At 48.2% G+C, this 20,402-nt stretch carries 21 protein-coding genes; 17 read left to right on the top strand and 4 right to left on the bottom strand.

Translation table 11 applies throughout. The features are described 5' to 3' along the window. Position 1: 1 nt before the first annotated feature. Positions 2 to 1,534 (top strand): hypothetical protein, encoded by a 1,533-nt coding sequence (locus KFF03_RS12000; protein WP_255857160.1) that lies wholly within the window; start codon positions 2 to 4, stop codon positions 1,532 to 1,534. Between the two features lie 55 nt (positions 1,535 to 1,589). Here the strand turns inward: KFF03_RS12000 and KFF03_RS11995 are convergent, their stop codons facing one another. Then, positions 1,590 to 1,955, bottom strand: coding sequence for a nuclear transport factor 2 family protein (locus KFF03_RS11995; protein WP_255857159.1), 366 nt, complete (start codon positions 1,953 to 1,955; stop codon positions 1,590 to 1,592). A 164-nt stretch (positions 1,956 to 2,119) separates the two neighbouring features. Between KFF03_RS11995 and KFF03_RS11990 the strand changes: the two genes are divergently transcribed. The 9 genes from KFF03_RS11990 to KFF03_RS11950 all read left to right on the top strand — a co-directional run bounded on the left by KFF03_RS11990 (position 2,120) and on the right by KFF03_RS11950 (position 11,833). Beyond that, positions 2,120 to 2,989 (top strand): LysR family transcriptional regulator, encoded by an 870-nt coding sequence (locus KFF03_RS11990; protein ID WP_255857158.1) that lies wholly within the window; start codon positions 2,120 to 2,122, stop codon positions 2,987 to 2,989. Between the two features lie 93 nt (positions 2,990 to 3,082). Next, positions 3,083 to 3,835 carry a carboxy-S-adenosyl-L-methionine synthase CmoA gene (cmoA, locus tag KFF03_RS11985; protein ID WP_255857157.1) on the top strand — a complete coding sequence of 251 codons (753 nt, stop codon included), beginning with the start codon at positions 3,083 to 3,085 and terminating at the stop codon, positions 3,833 to 3,835. A 307-nt stretch (positions 3,836 to 4,142) separates the two neighbouring features. Continuing rightward, on the top strand, positions 4,143 to 5,141 hold the full coding sequence (gene cmoB / locus KFF03_RS11980) for a tRNA 5-methoxyuridine(34)/uridine 5-oxyacetic acid(34) synthase CmoB (RefSeq protein WP_255857156.1): 999 nt from the start codon (positions 4,143 to 4,145) through the stop codon (positions 5,139 to 5,141). A 187-nt stretch (positions 5,142 to 5,328) separates the two neighbouring features. Continuing rightward, positions 5,329 to 6,552, top strand: coding sequence for an efflux RND transporter periplasmic adaptor subunit (locus KFF03_RS11975; protein WP_255857155.1), 1,224 nt, complete (start codon positions 5,329 to 5,331; stop codon positions 6,550 to 6,552). 23 nt (positions 6,553 to 6,575) lie between these two features. After that, the gene (locus KFF03_RS11970) at positions 6,576 to 9,746 is read left to right on the top strand and encodes an efflux RND transporter permease subunit (RefSeq protein ID WP_255857154.1); all 3,171 of its coding nucleotides are present in this window, start codon (positions 6,576 to 6,578) and stop codon (positions 9,744 to 9,746) included. Positions 9,747 to 9,857: 111 nt separating this feature from the next. Beyond that, positions 9,858 to 10,286 carry a GIY-YIG nuclease family protein gene (locus KFF03_RS11965; protein WP_255857153.1) on the top strand — a complete coding sequence of 143 codons (429 nt, stop codon included), beginning with the start codon at positions 9,858 to 9,860 and terminating at the stop codon, positions 10,284 to 10,286. Positions 10,287 to 10,349: 63 nt separating this feature from the next. Continuing rightward, entirely contained in the window at positions 10,350 to 10,673 is a 324-nt protein-coding gene (locus KFF03_RS11960) for a hypothetical protein (protein ID WP_255857152.1), read from the top strand. A 113-nt stretch (positions 10,674 to 10,786) separates the two neighbouring features. Continuing rightward, a complete protein-coding gene (locus KFF03_RS11955) occupies positions 10,787 to 11,254 on the top strand; it encodes a hypothetical protein (protein ID WP_255857151.1) in 468 nt (155 codons plus the stop codon). 150 nt (positions 11,255 to 11,404) lie between these two features. Then, a complete protein-coding gene (locus tag KFF03_RS11950; RefSeq protein WP_255857150.1) occupies positions 11,405 to 11,833 on the top strand; it encodes a hypothetical protein in 429 nt (142 codons plus the stop codon). A 32-nt stretch (positions 11,834 to 11,865) separates the two neighbouring features. On the opposite strand, the gene ubiM is transcribed toward KFF03_RS11950, so the two are convergent. Continuing rightward, positions 11,866 to 13,059, bottom strand: coding sequence for a 5-demethoxyubiquinol-8 5-hydroxylase UbiM (gene ubiM, locus KFF03_RS11945; protein ID WP_255857149.1), 1,194 nt, complete (start codon positions 13,057 to 13,059; stop codon positions 11,866 to 11,868). Positions 13,060 to 13,205: 146 nt separating this feature from the next. Between ubiM and KFF03_RS11940 the strand changes: the two genes are divergently transcribed. The 5 genes from KFF03_RS11940 to KFF03_RS11920 all read left to right on the top strand — a co-directional run bounded on the left by KFF03_RS11940 (position 13,206) and on the right by KFF03_RS11920 (position 16,903). Then, positions 13,206 to 13,910 (top strand): VC0807 family protein, encoded by a 705-nt coding sequence (locus KFF03_RS11940; protein ID WP_255857148.1) that lies wholly within the window; start codon positions 13,206 to 13,208, stop codon positions 13,908 to 13,910. Positions 13,911 to 13,959: 49 nt separating this feature from the next. Continuing rightward, positions 13,960 to 14,976, top strand: a complete 1,017-nt coding sequence (locus KFF03_RS11935) for a DUF3080 family protein (protein WP_255857147.1) — start codon at positions 13,960 to 13,962, stop codon at positions 14,974 to 14,976. Between the two features lie 14 nt (positions 14,977 to 14,990). Beyond that, positions 14,991 to 15,470: a DUF4124 domain-containing protein gene (locus KFF03_RS11930; protein WP_255857146.1), complete on the top strand. Its 480-nt coding sequence runs from the start codon at positions 14,991 to 14,993 to the stop codon at positions 15,468 to 15,470. A 20-nt stretch (positions 15,471 to 15,490) separates the two neighbouring features. Continuing rightward, entirely contained in the window at positions 15,491 to 16,336 is an 846-nt protein-coding gene (locus KFF03_RS11925) for a hypothetical protein (RefSeq protein WP_255857145.1), read from the top strand. Between the two features lie 303 nt (positions 16,337 to 16,639). After that, positions 16,640 to 16,903, top strand: a complete 264-nt coding sequence (locus KFF03_RS11920) for a hypothetical protein (RefSeq protein ID WP_255857144.1) — start codon at positions 16,640 to 16,642, stop codon at positions 16,901 to 16,903. Between the two features lie 318 nt (positions 16,904 to 17,221). Here KFF03_RS11920 and KFF03_RS11915 read toward each other — a convergent pair whose 3' ends face one another. Beyond that, positions 17,222 to 18,073 carry a pseudouridine synthase gene (locus KFF03_RS11915; protein ID WP_255857143.1) on the bottom strand — a complete coding sequence of 284 codons (852 nt, stop codon included), beginning with the start codon at positions 18,071 to 18,073 and terminating at the stop codon, positions 17,222 to 17,224. 183 nt (positions 18,074 to 18,256) lie between these two features. Between KFF03_RS11915 and KFF03_RS11910 the strand changes: the two genes are divergently transcribed. Both KFF03_RS11910 and KFF03_RS11905 read left to right on the top strand, forming a co-directional pair. Beyond that, the gene (locus tag KFF03_RS11910) at positions 18,257 to 19,417 is read left to right on the top strand and encodes a major royal jelly family protein (RefSeq protein WP_255857142.1); all 1,161 of its coding nucleotides are present in this window, start codon (positions 18,257 to 18,259) and stop codon (positions 19,415 to 19,417) included. Between the two features lie 30 nt (positions 19,418 to 19,447). Next, a complete protein-coding gene (locus tag KFF03_RS11905; RefSeq protein ID WP_255857141.1) occupies positions 19,448 to 19,762 on the top strand; it encodes a DUF2007 domain-containing protein in 315 nt (104 codons plus the stop codon). 69 nt (positions 19,763 to 19,831) lie between these two features. Here KFF03_RS11905 and KFF03_RS11900 read toward each other — a convergent pair whose 3' ends face one another. Beyond that, positions 19,832 to 20,356, bottom strand: coding sequence for a DinB family protein (locus KFF03_RS11900; protein WP_255857140.1), 525 nt, complete (start codon positions 20,354 to 20,356; stop codon positions 19,832 to 19,834). Positions 20,357 to 20,402 lie beyond the last annotated feature (46 nt).

Raw genomic sequence — 20,402 nt, 5'->3', positions numbered from 1 at the left:
AATGATGGCACAACAACTTCCGCCGAATAAAAAATACAATCCAAAAAAAGGTCGTATAGGTGGTGTTATCTTTGGCGGTATTTTTGCTGCTGCCGGTTGCTTTGCCGCGGGTGGAATATTATTCGATGAGCATCAGAACGATCTTTTATTTCGGTTACTGATGGCGGGCTTTTTTCTACTGGTGTTTGGCGGGTTGGGCGTTTTTCTGATTCGTCATGCGCTGAAAAAAACCAACCTGCAGCAAGAGCTGGATAAGATTCGCCGTGAAGGCATCGCCAGTGACCAGAAAAGTGGCCATAAATATATGACGATATTCGGCCTGGTTTTTTCATTACCCGGGCTGCTGATTATGGTTATCGGATTAGTGAAAGGTGAAGCCGGAGCGTTGGCAGGTATTCCTTTTGCACTGGTTGGCCTGGGGTTGTACGCCTATGGTAATAAACAGAAGCGTACTTATCAGGTGATTGGCCCGACTGTGCTAAAGCCAGATCCATTGCCCCCGGTAACGGGCCATCAATTAGGCGGACGTTTTTCATTGTCGGCAAAACCGCGTAATGGTCTGACACTGCGGTTAAGTTGTTTGCATACTTATTCGTCGGGTTCTGGAGATAACCGTACAACCCATACCTCGGTACTGCATCAACAGGAAACCCGGGCTTATATCGAAACCGATTCTGCTGGACAGCAACATATTCAGTTTTTGTTTGAACTACCCGCTGATGTGCCGGAAAGCGGCAATGAATCGTATAAAGGAACCGTCAGTTGGCAATTGGCCGCCGAAGGACAGGTGACGACTGCACGCAAAGTGCCGGGCACTCAGATTGCGGAATTGATGGAATTTAAGCGTACCTGGGATTTACCGGTATTGTCTCCGGCATTGGCTGAGGCGCTGGGGATTGCATTAACCCAGAGTGATATTGCCATTCCCGAGCAGCATCAGCAGGAAACACGAGCTGAGCAACGCCAGGAAGCGGTTGAAAGCGTCGAGCGTCAGATTGACATGACAACACTGCCCAGCGGCACGACTGAAATCATTAGTGAAGCCGGGCGCAATAAAAGCATGTGGGGGATCTTATTAGCCATTGGTGCTATTTTTGGCTGTGTTGGACTCTTCTTGTTGTACCAAGCGACTCAAGAAGGCGGTGGGTTGTGGTTTATGGCTCCGGTGTTTTGCCTGGTTGGCTGGGGTGCATTTCTCTATGGTCTGTTTTTATCCGGGCGTAAGCTGGAAACTTATATCAGTGCTGATCAGGCAGATGGGCATGGCCAGGTACAAATTATCCGCAGTGTATTTGGCCGTCAGTTGTATCAACGTAATGGATGTATAACTTCGCCGTCGCAGCTGGAATTAAAAATGACCATGAGTTCTACCTCTCAGGATCATGTTAAAACCGAATACATGGCGATTTATGCCAATATCGACGGTAAAAGTATTAAATTAGCGGAAGGGATTGAAGGTCGTCTGGCGGGTGAAGCCATGTTGGCAAAAATCAAAGCGGCGTTAACACAGCGACTTGACGATGAGTTGATTTAATATCTTAGCTCTAGCTAAGACCTGAGGGGACGCTCCCCTCAGGCCCTTGGCGTTATTAGCCTTGCGCCTCAAAATCATCTTCGCGCAGTTTGGCGCTGCCATCTTCCTGTAATACCCACAGCTCTTTATGAATGACGCCACCGGCTTTATTCATCTTCCAGTCGGATGATAAAACTGCGCTGGATTCATCAATGATCTCGATGTTTGTGTTCAGGTATTCGATATCTGAAAAACCATCAGCAATCAGTTGTGCCCAGAAACCCTGAATGGCTTCAGTACCTTCAAAAGTACCAAACGGACGGGCGTGCATCACTGAATCGGCTTCGTATTGTGCGGCACAACCCGCTGCATCTCCGGCATTAAAAGCATCTTTCCAACGTTGGCTGGCGGCGTTTACGGCATCTAATAAGATTTGGCTCATCGTCGTTTTCTCTTCTGTCTGTAATACGTTGTTGATTGATGTATTCAGGTTAAGCAAAACGATCTTTCGGAAAAACCGGCTTTTCAAAAAACCATTGTTTGATTAAATTAAACAATAGTTGAGCTATTCAGAGACAAAATACTATGCAGGATCACCTTCGCCACATGTTGCTGTTCCGCACGCTGGTGGATGCCGGAACTCTCACCGCGGCGGCGGAGCAACTGAGTCTGTCGAAATCAGTATTAAGTCAGCACCTGAAAGCGCTGGAGCAGGCATTGGGAGTGCAGCTGTTACAACGCACCACCCGTAAGCAGGTACTGACTCCGGCGGGGCAGGAGTTTTATCAGCGTTGTGCTGATATCGAGCATTTAGTGGATGTCGCCTGGCAAACCGCGCGTGATAGCCAGCAAGGGTTATCCGGCCCGATACGTATCACCGCGCCGTATGCATTAATGGATTCGGTGGTAGCTCCGGCAATTGCCAGGCTGGTGGCCGAACACCCGGATATCGAACCGGACTTAATTGCTGAAGATAAGCAGCTCAACCTGATTGAGCAAAGAATTGATTTAGCGATTCGGGTAGGTGAATCGCCGGATAGTCATTTACGTCAGCGTCGCATTGGTCACTTCAGAGAGACGCTGGTCGCCAGTGAGGGTTATCTGCAACAGGCTCCCGCGCTCAATCCCGATAATACAGACCAACAGCGTTTTATTCGCAATGCCTGGCAGGGACACAACAGCACGGTGACGCTATGGCGTCAGAACATCTCTCAGCGTTTTACGTTTAAAGCCAGTCGCCATGCGAATAACCTGAATGCGGTGCTGGCACTGGCACGCTCCGGTGTCGGGTTGGCTTATGTGCCGCAGTTTCTGTTATTAGGTGAACCGTTATTACAACAAGTGCTGCCGGGGTGTTACAGCCCGGAGGTGAATGTTTATGCTATTCACCCGTACCAGCCATTGCCACGCCTGGTACAGCAAGCGATTCAGGAAGTTGAAAGCACCTTACAGCAGCTATGTGGTGGTGATGTCTGATAGCACGGCATTCTGCTAGAATGCGCGGCTATTATTAGCGTACCACCTGAGACCTTCAACCCGAGACCTTCAACCTGAGACCCACCGCAACTTATGAGCCAGCACCCCGAACACGAAACCGACCGTATTTATCAGAACGATCAGGGAGAAGTCGCCAACTTTGCCTTTGATGGCGCTGTTGCTCGGGTCTTCCCGGATATGATCAAACGCTCGGTGCCTGGATACGCAGAAACGGTTGCGATGTCGGGTGTGATTGCCGGGCGTTACGCGCAGCCAAATTCCAATCTCTATGATCTGGGATGCTCATTGGGAGCTGTCACTCTGGCGATGCGCCATGGCGTTGATGCCAGGCCTGCGCTGAATCAGTGCCGCATCATTGGTATTGATAATTCGCAATCCATGGTTGAACGTGCCGGGCATTATATCGCGCTGGACGACTCAGACATTCAGGTCGATTTGTTGTGTGATGATATTTGTACCTATCCGCTGGAAAACGCCTCAGTAACCGCATTAAATTTTGTGCTGCAATTTATTCCGTTAGATCAGCGTCTGAATTTGTTGACCCGTATTGCCGATGCAACTTTGCCGGGCGGTGCGCTGATTTTGTCAGAAAAACTGTGTTTTGATGAAACCGAACAGCAGCTGCAAACCGATTTACATCACGACTTTAAGCGCGCCAATGGTTATTCCGATTTAGAGATCGCACAAAAGCGTGCTGCGATTGACAATGTACTGATTCCGGAAAGTGAATCTGTGCATATTGAGCGATTAAAAGCGGCTGGTTTTTCTAAGGTGATTCGCTGGTATCAGTGTTTTAATTTTGTATCGTTTTTGGCGGTGAAGTAATTAGGGAAATTGAATAGTCAGTGCTTTATAAAATTTTCTTGCCGGCGCGCAAAAGCCACGTCCCTGTGATCGTTGCGCGCTCGCAGCATCCATGCTGCTTCTTCAGAAAACTTTATAAAACACTGACTACCTTAGTTACGAATTTACCGACTTAACAGTTTCTAAAATATTGAAGAATGAAGAAATAGGGATTCTTTTTATAGCAGCAACAGGATGTTGCGGGCCTATCGTAGGCACAGGGATGTGCCTTACGATAGGTGCGGCTAAAAGAATGCCTATTTCTTTATTCACGGTTATATAAGTAAAGATGAAAGAAAATATCCTCTCCTGGTTCGACGAACTCACCACCTTTATGCAAGACGGCAAGCTGGCCCCGTGGGCTGAAATATTGCCGCGACAAATGCAGGAAATCCTGATTGATAAAGAACACGGTGATCAGCAGCGCTGGCTGGATGCGTTAAATAGCCTGCCAGTGATCGACGATGTTGCCGCTGATTTAACCGCACATGATTTGTCACTGAGCAGTGAGTTGATCAGCACCGAACAACAACAGCAGGTACACGATGGCTTAAAAGGCTTAATGCCCTGGCGCAAAGGACCGTTCCGCTTCTTCGATACGCATATTGATACCGAATGGCGCTCAGACTGGAAATGGGAGCGGGTATTGCCACATTTATCACCGCTGAAAAACCGGGTGGTGCTGGATGTGGGTTGTGGCTCCGGCTATCACATGTGGCGCATGTTGGGTGAGGGCGCTTACCGGGTAGTTGGGGTTGACCCATCGCGTTTGTTTTTAATGCAGTTTCAGGCGATGAAGCGTTATCTGCAGCAGACTCAGAGTGAACCCGTGCGGGCGGATTTATTGCCGTTAAAAATGGAAGATGTACCGCCGCGTTTAAAAGCTTTTGATACCGTGTTTTCGATGGGGGTTCTGTACCACCGCAAATCGCCATTGGAGCATTTGCAGGAATTAAAAGACGCGTTAAAACCGGGCGGTGAGCTGGTACTCGAAACTCTGGTCATTGATGGTGAATTAGGTGACACCTTAATGCCGGAAGACCGCTACGCCATGATGCGCAATGTTTGGTTCCTGCCATCGACTGAAACTCTATTACTCTGGTGCCGCCGGGTTGGCTTTAAAAACGCCCGGGTGGTCGATTTAAATCAAACCTCTCTCGATGAGCAACGCAGTACTGAATGGATGCAATACAACTCACTGAAAGATTTCCTCGACCCTGACGATGTGAATAAAACCGCAGAAGGTTACACAGCACCATTACGGGCAGTGGTGATTGCTGAGGCCTGATGGCACATAATCAGCTCTCGATGGCAAGAATGGCTCTTGTTGAATTTGGCTGAAAAGTAACCAGAAAGGTCCGAGTAAAACGTTCCATTTATGGAACAAAACTATTCCATAGTGGATTATTGTTGTTTTATACCTGCAAGAGTACAGTGGCGTTCTATTTTGGGAGGCCCTATACGGGAAAATAGGTATGAAATCATTCAAGGAACTTTTACCAGCATCCCTGGTACCAGCATTCTTAACAACAGTGGCGTTAACCACTGTGACACTGCTAGCTGGCTGCTCACAAGAACCGCAACAAGCGGCACCTGCAGCCCAGCAATTACAACCGATCGATGTGGCGACCGTTGTCACCGCTGACGTGGTTGACTGGAGCAACTTCACCACACGTTTACAAGCACCCCATGCGGTTGAATTACGTCCGCGTATTAATGGTGTGATTGAATCTATCGAGTTTGTTGAAGGCTCGCGGGTGAATAAAGGCGACTTACTGGTCAAGCTCGACCCTCGCCCGTTTGCCGCAGAAGTGAATCGTCTGAAAGCTCAGCGCGATGCAGCGGCAGCGGCATTAAAGCAAGCCGAACTCGAAGAAAAACGCAGCAGCAGTTTGCGTAAAAATAAGGCCATTTCAGCCGAGGCGGCCGATGCCCGGGTGTTCCTGGCACAACAACGTCAGGCAGAATTAGCCGCAGTCGAAGCAGCATTAGAGGCAGCGCGTCTCAATCTGGAATTCACTGAAATCCGCTCGCCATTAAATGGCATGACATCCAATGCTTTTATTCAGCCGGGTAACACCGTCAGTGCCAACAGCAGTGTGCTGACTAATCTGGTATCCACGGATCAGCTGCACGCGTACTTTAATATCGATGAGCGTACCTGGAATGCACAGTTTGCTGACGTCACCGCTGATACTCAGTTGGCGGTGTATTTACAGCTGACTGGTGAAAACAGCTACGGCCATCAAGGTGTACTGGACTTTATCGACAACCGGGTTGATTTCAATACTGGTACGTTACGCGTTCGGGCGACCTTTACGGCCGATGGTAACCGCTTACGTCCGGGGTCGTTTGCCCGGGTTCGTATTGCTCCGCATCAGAAAACCAACAGTATTCTGATTCCGGAAAGTGCCATTGGTACCGATCTGAAAAACCGCTTTGTTCTCACCGTTGATGGCGACAATAAACTGGAATACCGCATTGTCACGCTGGGTGCTCGCTTTGGCGATTTACGGGTGGTGAAAACCGGCCTGAATGAAGGTGATCGTGTTGCTGTGAATGGTCCGGCTCGTGTTGGTCCGGGTATGCCGATTCAACCGCGTGAAGTAACGATTGATACCTCAGTACTGGAAAAAGTACCGGCACAGACGCGTGTGCCGTCTGCAACCGAAAACCGTGCTCTGGCATCGGTTGAGTAACTGAACTCCGGAGCAGACAGTTTATGAACTTCAGTCACTTTTTTATTAATCGACCGATTTTTGCCTCGGTGCTGTCACTGCTGATTTTAATTGGCGGTAGCATTTCTTTATTCCAGTTACCGGTCAGTGAGTATCCGGAAGTTGTGCCACCCACGATTGTGGTCACCGCCAATTACCCGGGGGCTAACCCCAAGGTAATTGCCGACACCGTGGCATCTCCGCTAGAGCAGGAGATGGCAGGCCTCGACAATATGTTGTACCAGTCATCCCAGTCGACAGCCGATGGCCGCATGACATTAACCATTACCCTGCGTCTTGGCACCGATTTAGACAAAGCCCAGCAGCAGGTACAAAACCGGGTTAATACGGCTTTGCCGCGTTTGCCGCAGGAAGTGCAGCGCTTAGGGGTAACGGTCGAAAAAGCGTCGCCAAACCTGACCATGGTGGTGCATATTTTCTCGCCGGATGGCTCTCGGGATAACAGTTATCTTGCCAACTACGGCGATATTTACATCGAAGACGAATTAAAAGCCGTTGAAGGTGTGGGTAACGTACAGTTGTTTGGTGGTGGTTCGTATTCCATGCGTTTATGGCTGCAACCGGAAGAGCTGGCCGAGCGTCGTTTAACGGCGGGTGATGTAGTGCGTGCGGTGCGGGAACAAAACCGTCAGGTTGCCGCTGGTACGCTGGGGGCTCAGCCTACCGTGCGTGAAAACCAGTTCCAGATTCTGCTGAATGTGCAGGGCCGGTTAAGCACCGTCGAAGAGTTTGAGAATATTGTTATCCGTGTGGGTGAACAGGGCGCCATTACCCGTCTGAAAGATGTGGCGCGGGTGGAGTTGGGTGAAAACACCTACTCGTTGCGCTCACTGTTGGACGGCAAAAACGCCATTGCCATTCCGGTGTTCCAACGTCCGGGTTCTAACGCCATTGCGTTATCCGATGCGGTTCGTGCCAAGATGGCTGAGCTGTCTGAAAACTTCCCGGCGGGCGTCAGTTACGACATCGTATATGACCCAACGGTATTTGTGCGTGGTTCGATTGATGCCGTCATTACCACGTTACTGGAAGCCATCGTGCTGGTTGTTTTAGTGGTGATTTTATTCCTGCAAACCTGGCGCGCATCGATTATTCCGTTAATTGCAGTACCGGTATCGTTAATTGGTACCTTTGCCGTGATGCAGTGGTTAGGGGTGTCGATTAATACCTTGTCGTTATTCGGATTGGTACTGGCCATCGGTATTGTTGTCGACGATGCAATTGTGGTGGTGGAAAACGTTGAACGGAATATTGGTGAAGGTTTGTCTCCGGTTGAGGCGACCAAACAAGCCATGACCGAAGTAACCGGGCCAATTATTGCGATTGCGTTAGTGCTGTGTGCCGTATTTATTCCGACCGCCTTTATTCAGGGATTAAGTGGCCAGTTTTATAAACAGTTTGCACTGACCATTACTATTTCGACGTTAATTTCAGCCTTTAACTCGCTGACGTTATCGCCGGCGTTATCTGCGATTTTATTAAAAGGTCATGATACTTCTGACCCTAAAAATCGGCCAGACGCGTTGACGCGTGGCATGGATAAACTTTTTGGTGCCTGGTTATTCCGACCATTTAATCGTTTATTCGACAAAAGCTCCGATCTTTATGAAGGTGCCGTACGTCGTTTAATTCGCTTTGGTGCCATTGTGGGCCTGGTGTATTTCGGTTTATTGCTGTTAACCGGCAAGGTCTTTAACGACGTACCGGGTGGCTTTATTCCGGCGCAGGACAAGCAATATCTGATTGGTATTGTGCAATTGCCGGATGCTGCCAGCCTGGATCGTACCGAGCAGGTTGTGCGCGAGATGACTGGCATTGCGCTGGCAACACCGGGCGTTGGTAATGCTGTGGGCTTCCCGGGTTTATCCGCCAATGGTTTTGTGAATTCATCCAACGCCGCCATCATGTTCCTGCCATTAAAGCCGTTTGAAGAGCGGAAAAATGATCCTGCACAAAATGCGTTTGCTATCACCGGTAGCCTGAATGCTCAGTTTTCTACCATTGATGAAGCCTTTATTGCCGTGTTCCCGCCACCGCCTATTTTAGGTTTGGGTACGACCGGCGGCTTTAAAGTGCAGCTGGAAGACCGTGGAAACTTAGGTTTCGATGCCCTGTTTGCTGCACTGCAAAAAGTGCAGGGCATGGGCTGGCAAGACCCGGCACTCACCGGCTTGTTCTCCAGCTTTCGTATTCAGGTACCACAACTGGATATCACTGTTGATCGTGAGCAGGCATTACTGCAAGGCGTTGCATTAACCGAAGTGTTTGAAGCGCTGCAGATTTATCTGGGTTCAGTGTACGTGAACGACTTCAACCTGTTTGGCCGTACCTATCAGGTGAACGCTCAGGCGGATGCACAATACCGGTTAGACCCGGAGCATATCTTGCGTTTAGAAGTGCGTAATGCCGCTGGAGAAATGGTACCGCTGGGTGCCATGGTCGACATTACACCCACCACCGGGCCAGACCGCGTGATGCGTTATAACGGTTACATGAGTGCCGAATTAAACGGCAGCCCATCGCCGGGCTTTAGCTCCGATCAGGCGTTAGCCGCGATGACCAAAATTCTGGATGAAAACCTGCCAGAAGGCATTGCCTACGAATGGACCGAAGTGACGTACCAACAGATCCTGGCGGGCAACACCATGGTGTATATCTTCCCGCTGGTGGTGCTGCTGGTATTCCTGGTGTTAGCGGCAACTTATGAAAGTCTGACGCTGCCAATGGCCATTATCCTGATTGTGCCAATGACCATTCTGTCGGCCCTATTAGGTGTCGCGATTGCCGGAGGGGATAACAATATCTTTACCCGTATTGCGTTGATTGTATTGATCGCACTGGCCTGCAAAAACGCCATCCTGATGGTCGAATTTGCTCGTGATCGTAACAACAGCGGCTTGTCACGACTGGATGCCATTCTTGAAGCGTGCCGCCTGCGTTTGCGTCCGATTCTGATGACATCCATCGCCTTTACCGCGGGGGTTGTACCGCTGGTACTGGCAACCGGCGCTGGGGCAGAAATGCGTCAGGCTATGGGAGATGCGGTATTTGCCGGAATGCTCGGGGTGACCTTCTTTGGTCTGCTATTTACTCCGGTGTTTTATATGGCGATGACCGCCTTTTCCAAAGAGGCCAAAGAAGAAGCGAAAAGTTAATTTCTGATTGCTTCGGCTCTTACAAAAACCGCCTGTTGTCGTGATATAACAGGCGGTTTTTGTATAATTATGTTCCGATTTTTATCTATATGACGAAGATGCACCTCCACTATGAAATTAAAGTTTAAGATCTATCAGGATGAGATTACTTACTTCATTCAAGGAAATATCACACGGCGAATTAAGATAGGTAAAACTACGACTACGGTTGGAGAACGCTTAAGGACTCTACAGACTGGATCACCTGATGAACTTGATATTATTGGTATTTGTTTTGGGCCGGGTTTAACAGAGCACTACCTTCACGATATGTTTGCATCTAGCCGCCTTCATGGTGAATGGTTTACAGAGACACCTGACTTATTAAAATTCATAAAAGAGAATAGTATTAGAGATGAAATCGCGTTTAGCTGGGCCTATTGGAAGGTAAAAGAAGGTGTTATTACTTTCCATGAGGCTGTTGCTATGGGAAGCGAAAAATTGGAGTATGAGGCGGAACAGTCGCTTCGAGAGACTGTGAATAGGCTTCCGAAATTTTGAGTGATTAAAGGGTGAGTATGCTCTGCCTTCTGACCTAGTGGCGCTAGATATTTGAGATAGAAAATGAAGAATTTGATAGTTAAAGTTAAAAAAACAGATGGTAAGTATGAAGCGATGATTGGTGTTTTGTCGTTGCTGTATGCCAGCTATGGTTTGCTGAAGCTATCTTTGCCCGTACCTTTGTTTAGATCGGGTGATTCGGTAACAATTCACCTGATCGGGTTGAACTTGGCTTTCTCTATTATTGGGTTGCTGATTTATGCTGTATTTCTCATTTTGCCGTTTGTTAAAAACTGGAGGGAAGAGCACTGTTCGCTATTGAAGTATTATAGTGTTGCTTTTATGGGGATTCTTATATTTGGCCTGTCTGTAAAGGCATCCGGTTAGTATGATCAACTAGATGGCTTGTAAACTTCTAATAAAAACATGGAAGGGACATTGTTTGTATGATCACGTCAGGTTTTAAATAGGAGGAGGTTTATGAAGGATAATAGATCGGTATGAAAGCAGTGAAGCACTTCTGCATAGTTTACTCAGCACCTATCATATTGATTCTGCTGGTTCTGAATATTGTGGTTAACTCAGAAAAAGTTACCGAAGGCGATATATTACTGATCTCCTTGGTGCCAATGCTTGTATGTGCTTATTTCTACGTTTTGGTTTTAAACGCACCATACCAATGGCTGGGTGATTATTATTCAAAAAATCAGGATGACATCGAATCTTTTTTCAATAAGTTCAGCAAGGTCGCGTTAATACTGTTTCCGCTTTTATATTTTGTGATTATCCCGGCTTTTTTACAAGAAGGCTATCAACGTGTAGACAATCATCGAATGACGCACCTAGATGGTTCGCATCACTATAGGAAAACGGATCAAGTCAGCCCAAAAGACGGAAAAGCCAGGTTGAAGTGTGTAGAGAAGGAAAAAAATGGAGAAATAATAATGACATGCTTTGAAGTCAATTGAGCTCTTTATATTCTCTGCGATTTTCTCTGTATTCTGCGCCAAAGTAGCACATGAGTCGCTTGATAGTGAAGTATGCAATAAACAGTCAGTATGTCATTCTGCAGACAATCAGATAACCTGACACATTCTCTTAATAAATATGACCTTGCTATGAAAGAAGTAAAACCCAGCTTATCGCTCAGCTTGATTCTGCTGGCCTGGGGTCTGTTTATGATCTCAGAAGGCTTGCAGATTACTACCTGGGGTAAAGCCTCGCCGGGAACTCCTCAATGGGTGGTGACGGTTGCAGGTTTTGTCATCGTGATTGCGGGTGTAATGACCTTAATCAAAGACAAACACAGCAAATGGAACGACCTGTTGGCCGCTCTGTTTTGTTCGGCCATGGGCTCGGTGGGTGGCTGGATCGCTTTATTTGTGGATGAGTCGCAAATATCTGGCAGTGGTAAACTGATGACTTCTATCACCGGCTTGCCGACCGGAAAAATTGCATTTGGTATTGGCGCCGTCATCTGCTTCTGGATGGCGGCTTATGCGCTGACTTTATTCTATAAAAAAGGGCAGAACAATCTGCCCAAATAGTATGCTCTGCCTACCAGCACTTATTAATAGGTTTAGCGCTCCTGAATTAACCGCTGGGTTACCAGTTTTTTAAACGGCGTCAGGTGATTCCCAATCCGCAGCGCGGCTTTACGCGCAACCTTCGCCAGCGGGTTATCATCGGTAAATAACTGAACCACCACATTGGTGCCTTCATAAATGGGTTTACTCAACAGTTTATGGCGCACTTCATAATTCCCCAGTACCCATTGCGAGCCAATATCCTTGCCCGATTGTTGGGCTTTAATAATCTGGCTAGCCAGAGTATCGGCCGAGCGCAGGCCGAGGTTATAACCGTGTGCGGTTACCGGGTGCATACCAACGGCGGCATCACCTATCAGGGCAAAGCGTTGGCCAATAAAGCGGTTCGACATAGCACCAACCAGCGGATAAGAATGCCGCTCGGTCAGCAAAGTCATTTTGCCTAAGCGATGGCCAATCATCTGTTCAGCTTCGCGGGTAAAGTCTTCATCACTGAGGTTATTCAGTTCGGCTGAGCGCGCCGATGGGGTGGTAATCACAATTGATGACTGGTTTGGCCCCAGTGGCAAAATGGCACAGGTGCGGCCGTAGAAGAAACATTCACGGGCGGTGTGTTCGTGGTCTTTTTCGTGCTCCATATTGCACACCATCATCACCCGGCCATAGTCTTTCATCTTGGCGGAGATGCCCATCATACGACGCACTGCGGAGAAGCGGCTGTCAGCGGCCACGACCAGGGCTGCGCGTAATGTTTTGATTCCGTCGGTTGTTTCAAGCTCGACCACGCCATCAGCCGCATTGGTATGCACATTGGTGACATTGGCTTGTGTTAACAGCTGAATATTGTCGTGCTGCTGCACTTGCTGATACAAGGCACGGCGGATCTGATGATTAGCAACCAGATAGCCCAGCGGCGCATGGCTATCGTCACTGCGTTCAAAGTGCAGTGTGTAGGGCGAATCACCGTTAATCACTTTGGCGTCTTTGAGTGGATGCACGGCTTCTTGCGGAAAACGCTGCCACACGCCCAGCTCTTCGAGAATACCTTTAGAAAGGTGGTTCATGGCGATGTCTCGGCCATCAAGCTGGGCATTAGCAATCTGTTCCAGTGGTTGCTGGTCAATCACACAGATCGACAAGCCAGAACGTGCCAGGCATAACGCAAAGCTCAGCCCGGCCGGGCCTGCACCAATAATGGCAACGTCCGGATGATTCAGTTCAAGCATGATGGCAACCTCGACAATAATCGTTTGGATCAATAACCGCACAGAGTAACAGGTCTCAGTCTTGCCAGACTGACTTCGATCAAAGGTTCTGTCTCTATCCGAAGGCCGTTATACTGCCTGAAAATTGAAACAAATCAGGACGTTTTATGGCCAATCCGGCAGAACAACACAGTAAACCGAATCACAGCTTTTTCAGTAACCTGATGTTTAACATCGTGATTCCAACCCTGATCCTGACCAAAGCCAGTGGCGACGATATGTTAGGGCCAACACTGGGGGTGATTTGTGCGTTGGCATTCCCGCTGGCGTTTGGCGCCTGGGATCTGCGCGGTGCTGGCAAAGTGAATGTGTTTTCGATTCTGGGTGTGGTCAGTGTATTACTGACCGGTGGCATCAGCCTGCTGAAGTTGCCACCCGAATACATTGCCATTAAAGAGGCATTGATTCCTGGGTTAATTGGCATTGGCGTGTTACTGACACTGAACAGCAAATATTCGTTAATCCGTCTGATTATTCTTAACGAAGAAATTCTTGATGTCGCCCGCCTCAAGCAATTAGTCGCCGAGCGTAACCAGGAAGACGCTTTTAACAGCCACCTGAGCGTGGCCAATAAAATTGTTGCTGCTTCTTTCTTCTTATCGTCAGCGCTGAACTATGGCTTAGCGCGTTATATTGTCACCAGCCCGGCCGGTACTCCGGAATACAATGAGCAGCTGGGTACTATGACAGCGCTGAGCTATCCGGTGATTGTATTGCCAAGCATGATTGTGCTGGGCATTGCCATTTGGTACCTGTTTAAACAGATTAAAGAAGTCACTGGCCAGGGGCTGGAAGACTTTATGTACAAGTAGCCGGATGACGGGGAATAACAGGCTTATGCTCAGGTTGGCGTGTTGTTTTATGGTTGTATTTTTTCTGAGCGGTTGCAGTGAACCTCTGACATCGTTGTCGGAGGATTACCTGCAACGAATCAGCCGGGTCACGGGTGAGTCTCTAACGGATATCCGTGATAGCACAGAGCTTCAGCAGCCTGACTCCTCATTATTTTCCCGTCTTCCCTTAGCGGCCAGCAGCGTCACTTTGCTGGATTTTCTGAAGCTGCAATCCTGTTCGCTGGCACAAACGTTGGGTTATAAGAACAGCCAGTTAGGCAAGGTGGCCAGCCCCAGCCAACAAATGCACCTTGAGCGGGATATCCTGATTCACCTGCCAGATTGTATTACTCAGATTAAGGATGCACAGCCAGAGCTGGCTGATACCCTGCAGCAGGCGTTGCAATTGAAGCAGCAACAACGGATGAAAGTGTGGTGGAATGCCTGGTTTAGCGATGTTGAGTGGCAGTATTATCGTTCCGGTTCCGGGCAAACGATTGAACAGGGTGGTGACGAACCCGGGCATTTATCAGCCGGGTTGGTGGCGCTGGATTATGCCATTGAGCAGGGGCGTGGCTGGCAACAACAGAATTATGCTTATGACAGCCAGCGCATGGAGTTGGAACTACAACAGCTGCTGCTGGCGGAATCTTTGGGGCGCTGGCGCAACAGTTTGAATAAACTGACGGCGATGCTGAATCAGGCGGCGCAGTTACTGGAACAAACCCAGGCCAGGCAAACCTTATGTCGGCAAGGTGTTGAACAACGAGAAGCCACGTATCTTAAAAATGTGTTTCAACAAAAGTATGTCGCTGTGATTCAGCCGTATCTGGCACGGGTCTATCGCTTTGGTAATGAATTAATGCCAAGATTACAGCGGTTGCAGGAGCTTACCCCTGAGCAGCCCGACTATTCGAACTGGTTGACCAACCTTGTTGAGCAAAAACAAGACTTTGAACTGGCGAATAAACGCCATGTAAAAGCCTGGCAGAGCTGGCTTGCTGAATGTGGTGCCATGCCTGACAGGACAAACGGAAATCCATAAAACAGGACGTTATTATGAAAACTTTATTATCGATTTTATTATTCAGCGGATTATTGTTGGCTCAGTTGTGTTTTGTTCAGCCAAGTGTTGCCCAGGTTTATAAATGGGTCGATGAAAATGGCAAGGTGAATTTCAGTGATAAGCCACCGGTGGCAGCCAAAACCGAGACCGTGAATTTAAATCACTCGAAAGTTTCTGATGAACGCCAGCGTGAAATTAAGCAGCAGCGTTTGCAACAACAACAGCAGTTGCTGAAATCGATGGAAGCCGAAAGAAAAAGTCTGGAAAAGCAGCGTGCCGAACAGCGGCAAGCGAAAAAAGAGCACGAAGTGTTATGCGCTAAGCTGAAGAAAAATAAAGAAAAAGCCATCTGGGCAACACATTTTTATACCACGGATAAAAATGGTGAGCGTGTTTATGATGATGAAAAAACAGCTGAAGCCATTCGCCAGAAAGCCATCGACAATTACGATCAAACTTGCCTTAAAAAATAAAATATCTTGCAAAAATAAATATGCCTGATTCAAACTCCAAAAAAATATCGACTTCCCGGCTGGCCAAATCAGCCGGTATTGATAGCCGCCAACTGTTTGCTCGTCTGGTTGAGCGGCAGTGGATTACCCGCACCGTGAAAGAGGGGAAAAATCATTACGCTCTGACGGCGAAAGGGGAGTTTGAAGGCGGGGAATATCAGACGTCCGATAAATTTGGCACCTACATTGTCTGGCCACAGACACTGCTCCAGCATCGCCTGCTACAGGATATGGAGCAACCGCGGCTTAGCGCCAGCGCGATTGCCAAACACGCCGGGTTATCGGCTCGGTTGGTGAATCTGTTATTACAGGAGTTGGGTTGGATTGAGCCACTGGCGAACGGTTGGCAAACAACACAACTGGGGCAGCAACAGGATGGTCAGAACCGCGAAACCCAGGAAGGTGCCAGTTATGTCTCCTGGCCTGAGTCGTTGCTACAACAACCTCAATTGATGCAGATGCTGGCGCAGCTGGACATTGAGCATATAACCGATTTTGCATTGGATGGCCGTGGCGTTAGTGATGCCGGAGAGCGTTTGCTGTGTAACTGGCTTTATCTTCATCGCCTGCATTTTGCCATGCGGCGTCAACTCAAGGATGACTGTGTTGCGGATATTGTTTTGCCGGATCACGCACTGGTGATTCAGTACTGGGGTAATCGTCCGGATGACCGAAGCGCATCAGCCTTACAGCACAAGTTGGCAGCACCAGAAGCCATTACCACAGCGGGTTATCGGCTGCTGGAAGTCCAGCCACAGGCGATATTGCCGTTGGACAAGCTATTGACCCGTGAATTGCAAAAAGCGGGTATTCGGCTGTCAAAATAGTCTTCTCGCGCGGGTTCTCGATGGTTACTGTCAAAAAAATCAAATAATCAGTACGTTGGTTTTATTATCTTTGTAACTTATTGTTTCTTATAGAAAAAATTTTCTGGTCAAAAATACGTCAATCTGTCAAAAAGCCGATAACCACGCATTCTGTAAGAGAGTTTCAAACGGTTGTTAACATACTTATACACAGAAATTGTGAAGAAGTATCCACTTACCTGCAAACGCCGTATTTATCAGATGAGAACGATTGTTAACAATTATCCGCTTAAAATTAAAGGTTATTACCACGGCTTTGTTTAAATGATGAAGTTACGGTTGTCCTTTGTGGTGCCTTATGCACAATGCTTGTGCATGCCAGAAAAGATGGCTGAAAATAGCCAAAAAAAAGTAACTTTTACCGTTGATATTTGTAACTCATTGAAAAATATAGGTTTTTTATTTTGTTCAAAAAATAAACAATTTGTTTCAAGGGTAATAAAACCGGCCCTTAGAGGCACTTTTAACCGTGTTATTCACTCACTTATCCCCAGAATCTGTGGGAAACCTATGATGGCAGATGGATGACTGATGGGCGGCTAAGATGCTGGTATGAGGTTTCAGTTGGATAAAAACTTGGATGTGAATGTCAAGATGTTAAAACGGACAACTCTGCATAAAAAACCGGGTTATGCACAATAATAATTTCGAGGATTCTATCTGAAGAGGATAAGTCAATAGCCTGACACTTTTTATTTGTTTTGTTTAAGTATTTGAATTTAATAGAAAAAAATTTTTAATAAAATAACCCCAAAAACCCGCAAAGCCAGTAATGATGCGGCCTGGCGGGTCTTTTCAAAAAAATATCCAGTTTTTTATCCACAAAGCGATTGTAAAGATTGCCAATCACTCGGGGTCTGTCGTTGCTGAAACCGGAGGTGGCGGCAGAATTTCAGACACACAGGTGGGTTCATCGCGCTCTGGAAAGAACTGATCCATACAGTCTGGCACCCTTTCTGACCAGTCTTGTAGCTCGCCTGGTAAAGACTGCTGCCAGCCAAAGCGCAGACACAAACGGCGCATCACATTATCAACCGGTGCATTTAAGGTCAGAGTTTCACCAGAAACCGGGTGTTGCATGGTCAGCTGCCAGGCATGTAATAACAGACGCGGCGCGTCAAAATGATCACGGAAATAACGGCTGTGTTTGCCTTTACCATAACGGGCGTCACCAATAATCGGGTGGGCCAGGTGTTTCAGGTGACGACGAATCTGATGTTTGCGTCCGGTTTTTGGGATCGCCTCAATCAATGAATAGCGTGACTGCGGATATTTGTCGATGGCGATGGGTAATTCCACCTGAGCCAGACAACGGAAATCCGTAATCGCTTCCTGGGGTGGTTTTACTCGTTCGTGCTTGGCGTATTTATCAACCGGCGGCGACATGGCTTTGTCGAGATGAACCGACTCCGGGAAGTACCCACGAACAATCGCCAGATAACGTTTGTCGACCGCTCGTTCACGCCACTGATCCACCACCAAGCTGGCGATTTCAGAGGTTTTTGCAAATAACAGCACGCCGGAAGTGGGTTTGTCCAAGCGATGCACCGGAAACACATGGTGACCCAGCATATTGCGCACTAACTGCAGGGCAAAGCGGGTTTCATGGCGGTCGATCTCGCTGCGATGTACCAGAAGTCCACTGGGTTTGTTAATCGCGATCAGGTGATCGTCCTGATAAATAACCGGCAATTGCATAAAACTCTCGTGCTCTGGTGGCGTAGGATCAATGGGGAACTAAACAGGCGCGCACTCTATCCTAATTTTCCGCCTTGCTGAAGGTATGTCGTCAATAGCACTAAAAGGGAGGGGGCCTGTATGGTGTTAACAGGCTCTGAGAACTTTGTTAGTGTTGCACAGCTTCAAAAATAATAAGGATTCATGATGTTTGCGCGTATTTCGCTGTTGTTGATTGTTTTGCTGGCTGCCGGATTAGCCGCTGTACGCTGGGGTTATTATCAACATGAATCCTTTCCAGACCTGAGTGGTGCGCCGCTGCTGCCATCCACTGAATTAGAAACTGTTGCCGAACTTCCTTACCCGCCGGGCAATATTGCGGTCAGCGTTGAAAATCGCGTGTTTTTTACCTTCCACCCGGAAGCCGGGCCAGAGATTAATGTTGCCGAGTTGCGCAAAATACCGGGCGAAGCAGATCAGGTCGTTGCTTTCCCGGATGCCAGTTGGCAACCCGGTTCTGGTAAAGACGGCGCTCTGAATGAAGTGTTATCGCTGCGCTTGTTTAACAATGAGCTGTGGTTATTGGATAACGGCAAACATGGCCTGGAATCGGTGCGTTTGCTGGCATTTGATATTAATAATGGCGAGTTGTTGCAGCAATACACCTTTCCACGGGATGTGTTCCCGCTGGGTTCCCACGCCAATGATTTTCGTATCAGCCCAGATGGTCGTTACTTCTATATAACGGATGCCAGTTTGTTAGCGCAGACACCCGCTCTGGTGGTATTTGATCGCCAGGAGCAGGACAGCTGGCGGGTATTACATAAAAGCCATACGGTGACTGCCGGAGATTACCAGCCTGTGGTACAGGGGCGGGCGATGTCGTTATTTGGGGTGTTTACGGTGAACCCAGGGGTGGATGGTATTGCGCTGGATGCAGCGGGAGAGTGGTTGTATTTTGCTGCGATCAGTGCCGAGCAGCTGTATCGGGTGCGTACGGCGGATTTACACGATCACACCTTACCTTATGCCACGCTGGAATCCCGGGTTGAAGCACTTGGGGCCAAAACCATGACCGATGGTATGGCGATAGATGCCACCGGAAATGTGTACCTGAGCGATCTGGAACATTCCGCCATTGTTCGCCGTCGCCCGGATGGTGAGTTACAGACCTTATTGCGCTCAGCTGACTTACGCTGGCCGGATGGTTTCAGCTTGGCTGAGGATGGCTATTTATACGTCACTTGTTCAGCATTGCATCAGGTGATTGGGATTCCCCGCGATGAAATGCTGGCCCGGGCACCGTTTCAGATTTATCGCTTCCACCTTGGTCGGGCAGAACAGCTATTGAATAATGACGGATAATTTCCCAAACGATCGTTATCATTGTGACTTATGAAATGTGTTTATAACGCCGCGGATATGCTCGAAGCGCATGTGCTGGTGGGTCTGCTACAACAACATAAAATCAGTGCCTTTATCGAAGGCGAATACCTGACCGGCGGTATGGGCGACCTGGCGGCGAATAATTACGTCCGGGTGATGGTTAACAATGATGACTTTGAACAAGGGCGCCGGGTGGTTGAACAATACGACGAGGCTAATCGTCGCGATGAAACGCCCTTGCCAGATCCGGTTTTTCGTCACTGGCACTGGTTTGTGATTGCCGTGTTAGGCATTCTGGCAGCTGAAGTGCTGCGTTATTTCTGACGGCGCTCTTTTTTGAGCTCTGGTTTTTTTTAGCTTTAAGTTTTCTTTGTGCTCAGTCTTCTCTATGTTTCAGCCTTCTCCGGGCATAAACAACAAATCGGTTTCGCCATAATCTACCCCCAGTTGCCCGAGTACAGCCGTCACCTGACCACGATGATGCGTTTGGTGATTAAACAAATGCTGCAATGTAGCATCGAGGGGTTTAGCGTATTCGGTGCCAGCGGTTGAGGTGTATTCAATCACGGCTTTGGCATCATCCTGGCGTAATAAATCGGTCCAGCGAATCATCACATCATCAATGCGTTGTCTGAGCTCCCAGAGCTGATCAAGCTCGGTGCTGATCGTGCCATTCAGCTTTGGCGGAAACTCGATATCACGTAATTCTTCCAGAATCGGATAACTGTTGGCCAAACGTTTTAACCATAATAAATCGGTAATCAGCAGATGATTTAAGGTGCCGCACACAGAGTGAAAAAACAGCTTCTGATCGCTGCAGAATTGTTGTTCGGATAGTTGCTGGCAGGCCAGGTAAAGGTTGGTGTTGATCCAGCGGTTATAACGTGCGGCTCTTCGGTGGTGATCAGACCAGGGCATAGCGTTACTCCTGCAGACAAGTCTGCGTCTGATGGACTGTTATCAG

Source organism: Bacterioplanoides sp. SCSIO 12839, assembly GCF_024397975.1.
GTDB lineage: Bacteria > Pseudomonadota > Gammaproteobacteria > Pseudomonadales > Oceanobacteraceae > Bacterioplanoides.
This window is presented reverse-complemented; position numbering and strand designations above follow the sequence as displayed.

Excerpts from the sequence above, each read along its gene's own strand:
- cmoA (WP_255857157.1), top strand. The coding sequence starts at position 3,083 with ATGAGCCAGCACCCCGAACACGAAACCGACCGTATTTATCAGAACGAT.
- KFF03_RS12000 (WP_255857160.1), top strand. The coding sequence starts at position 2 with ATGATGGCACAACAACTTCCGCCGAATAAAAAATACAATCCAAAAAAA.
- KFF03_RS11905 (WP_255857141.1), top strand. The coding sequence starts at position 19,448 with ATGAAATGTGTTTATAACGCCGCGGATATGCTCGAAGCGCATGTGCTG.
- KFF03_RS11950 (WP_255857150.1), top strand. The coding sequence starts at position 11,405 with ATGAAAGAAGTAAAACCCAGCTTATCGCTCAGCTTGATTCTGCTGGCC.
- KFF03_RS11995 (WP_255857159.1), bottom strand. The coding sequence starts at position 1,955 with ATGAGCCAAATCTTATTAGATGCCGTAAACGCCGCCAGCCAACGTTGG.
- KFF03_RS11930 (WP_255857146.1), top strand. The coding sequence starts at position 14,991 with ATGAAAACTTTATTATCGATTTTATTATTCAGCGGATTATTGTTGGCT.
- KFF03_RS11955 (WP_255857151.1), top strand. The coding sequence starts at position 10,787 with ATGAAAGCAGTGAAGCACTTCTGCATAGTTTACTCAGCACCTATCATA.
- ubiM (WP_255857149.1), bottom strand. The coding sequence starts at position 13,059 with ATGCTTGAACTGAATCATCCGGACGTTGCCATTATTGGTGCAGGCCCG.
- KFF03_RS11965 (WP_255857153.1), top strand. The coding sequence starts at position 9,858 with ATGAAATTAAAGTTTAAGATCTATCAGGATGAGATTACTTACTTCATT.
- cmoB (WP_255857156.1), top strand. The coding sequence starts at position 4,143 with ATGAAAGAAAATATCCTCTCCTGGTTCGACGAACTCACCACCTTTATG.
- KFF03_RS11940 (WP_255857148.1), top strand. The coding sequence starts at position 13,206 with ATGGCCAATCCGGCAGAACAACACAGTAAACCGAATCACAGCTTTTTC.
- KFF03_RS11925 (WP_255857145.1), top strand. The coding sequence starts at position 15,491 with ATGCCTGATTCAAACTCCAAAAAAATATCGACTTCCCGGCTGGCCAAA.
- KFF03_RS11935 (WP_255857147.1), top strand. The coding sequence starts at position 13,960 with ATGGTTGTATTTTTTCTGAGCGGTTGCAGTGAACCTCTGACATCGTTG.
- KFF03_RS11990 (WP_255857158.1), top strand. The coding sequence starts at position 2,120 with ATGTTGCTGTTCCGCACGCTGGTGGATGCCGGAACTCTCACCGCGGCG.
- KFF03_RS11970 (WP_255857154.1), top strand. The coding sequence starts at position 6,576 with ATGAACTTCAGTCACTTTTTTATTAATCGACCGATTTTTGCCTCGGTG.
- KFF03_RS11920 (WP_255857144.1), top strand. The coding sequence starts at position 16,640 with ATGATGAAGTTACGGTTGTCCTTTGTGGTGCCTTATGCACAATGCTTG.
- KFF03_RS11915 (WP_255857143.1), bottom strand. The coding sequence starts at position 18,073 with ATGCAATTGCCGGTTATTTATCAGGACGATCACCTGATCGCGATTAAC.
- KFF03_RS11975 (WP_255857155.1), top strand. The coding sequence starts at position 5,329 with ATGAAATCATTCAAGGAACTTTTACCAGCATCCCTGGTACCAGCATTC.
- KFF03_RS11900 (WP_255857140.1), bottom strand. The coding sequence starts at position 20,356 with ATGCCCTGGTCTGATCACCACCGAAGAGCCGCACGTTATAACCGCTGG.
- KFF03_RS11910 (WP_255857142.1), top strand. The coding sequence starts at position 18,257 with ATGATGTTTGCGCGTATTTCGCTGTTGTTGATTGTTTTGCTGGCTGCC.
- KFF03_RS11960 (WP_255857152.1), top strand. The coding sequence starts at position 10,350 with ATGAAGAATTTGATAGTTAAAGTTAAAAAAACAGATGGTAAGTATGAA.